The sequence below is a fragment of the Aetokthonos hydrillicola CCALA 1050 genome (assembly GCF_017591665.1).
Classification (GTDB): Bacteria; Cyanobacteriota; Cyanobacteriia; order Cyanobacteriales; family Nostocaceae; genus Aetokthonos; species Aetokthonos hydrillicola.
Map to the genome: position 1 here is coordinate 1 of NZ_JAAKGC010000358.1, position 1,717 is coordinate 1,717.

General features: G+C 36.5%; 2 protein-coding genes. One reads left to right on the forward strand and one right to left on the reverse strand.

The window, feature by feature from the left end; translation table 11 throughout:
• Positions 1 to 15 precede the first annotated feature (15 nt).
• The gene (locus G4P69_RS37895) at positions 16 to 852 is read left to right on the forward strand and encodes a hypothetical protein (RefSeq protein WP_208346308.1); all 837 of its coding nucleotides are present in this window, start codon (positions 16 to 18) and stop codon (positions 850 to 852) included.
• A 186-nt stretch (positions 853 to 1,038) separates the two neighbouring features.
• Here the strand turns inward: G4P69_RS37895 and G4P69_RS37900 are convergent, their stop codons facing one another.
• The gene (locus G4P69_RS37900) at positions 1,039 to 1,248 is read right to left on the reverse strand and encodes a hypothetical protein (RefSeq protein WP_208355070.1); all 210 of its coding nucleotides are present in this window, start codon (positions 1,246 to 1,248) and stop codon (positions 1,039 to 1,041) included.
• Positions 1,249 to 1,717 lie beyond the last annotated feature (469 nt).

The following is a 1,717-nucleotide window of genomic DNA, read 5'->3' on the forward strand; positions in this document are numbered from 1 at the left end:
CTTATAGAGGAATAAATGAAGCAACACCTAGGATTTGCCAAGCGCATCTTGCTATTGGTTACTCCACTAGTCTCTAGTTCTGTATTAGCACCTTCTTCCAGCCAAGCTGCGACTCTTGCTTCGTCAGTAGGACAGTTACAGTTTCCAACTTTTAGCCAAAGTCCTGTTGACGTAGGAACTGGCGTCAGCACCAACACCCTGACTACTGCAAGAAATGGTCTGGCGATCGCTACATCTCAAGCAACAGCATCTTTTATTGCGACTCCTCCAGAAGCATCTAATTTCTCTATCAGTGAAGCCTTCGGTCAAGGTAGAGACTACTTAGCACAAGCAGAAAGCCAAGCTACAGTGCTTGGAGACTTTGTTGTAGATGCAGGTAAGCAATTCTCTTTTGACTTTGCAGCTCAATTAAATCTCAAGACATCAATCGATAATCCCCCTCAAGAGAATGCAAGAGCAAGTGGAGATATCTCTTTTGTTTTACTAGATAGAGATACTAACAGTGTCTTAGACTTCTTTACCCTTGTAGGAAATTTAAACACTGAAGGTGGTGGCGATTTTCTTGCCACTCAAAAAAGCAACGATATTAACTTAAGTATTCTATCGAAAGATTCGAATTTTGGAGGTCAGCAAGAATTTGCTACAGCTTCGGTTAAAGGTTCTGTACAACGCTCTTTTGATCGCCAAACAAACTTAGCTTTAGTGGAAGTGAAGAGAAATCGAGCTGAAGTACGAGCACCTGAACCTTCCACTAGGCTAGCTTTACTTTTAGGCGCTGGTCTAGTTAGTGTAGCGTTGAAAAGTAGACGTAAAACGTCACTTAACCTAAAGTCACAGTCTAGTAGAGCTTAGACTGTTTATTTGCTAATATTAACCTGTTGAAATAGGTATATCGCTAAAAACTTGCTAACAGTTTTTAGCGATTTTTTTGTAAAAAAGTTATTTATAAACTCCAAGCAATACCATCCTCGAAGTAATGATAACAGCAGCTTTATAAATAACCTTTAAATTTGTCTATCCTAATTAAAAACTGCCTACCTAAGCAGCTGTGGAATGAGAGCTAGAGCCAGAAGAAGAGTAATTACCGTAATAGTAGCTCGATGCAGAGGTGTAAGTGCTGGTATAAGTAGCAGCAAAGTAAGGACCATAAGCATATGCATTGGAGTATGCATCTGCAAATGCTATTCCACCTAAAACGCTGTTATCTTCAGATGCAACTTCTAGATGAGAGATGTCACGAATATTCATAGTATTCTCCTGGGAATTGTTTTGGTTTTGAAAACATTATCACTTTTTTAGTGACATTTATACAATAGCATTTTATTTCTAAAAAAAGACGATTAATACAAAAAACTTCATACATAAAACACATTTTTTTATCTATAAAATCAAACAAAAATATCTCCATTGTTATTGTTTTTCAGATCTTTGATAAAAAATCTGAAAACTTTTACAAAGGAGTAAATGGTAAGATTCAGCCGATTTAATAAACCTCTAAATATCTCTGTTTTGAGCATCGCCTTTCTAATTAGGTTACTGACAATGCCCTGTAATTCCTAAACTAGGACAGCATTCTGAAAGGAAATTAGTTGAGAAAATGTTGAGGAGTATTTGATAGCCAAAAATTTGTTAAGTTTTGAATTCTGTTAATTAGGGTAAACTAGACGCAATCTCTTATCACGTCTAGTCTATTTCTTAATCAGAAAAATTTATTGAT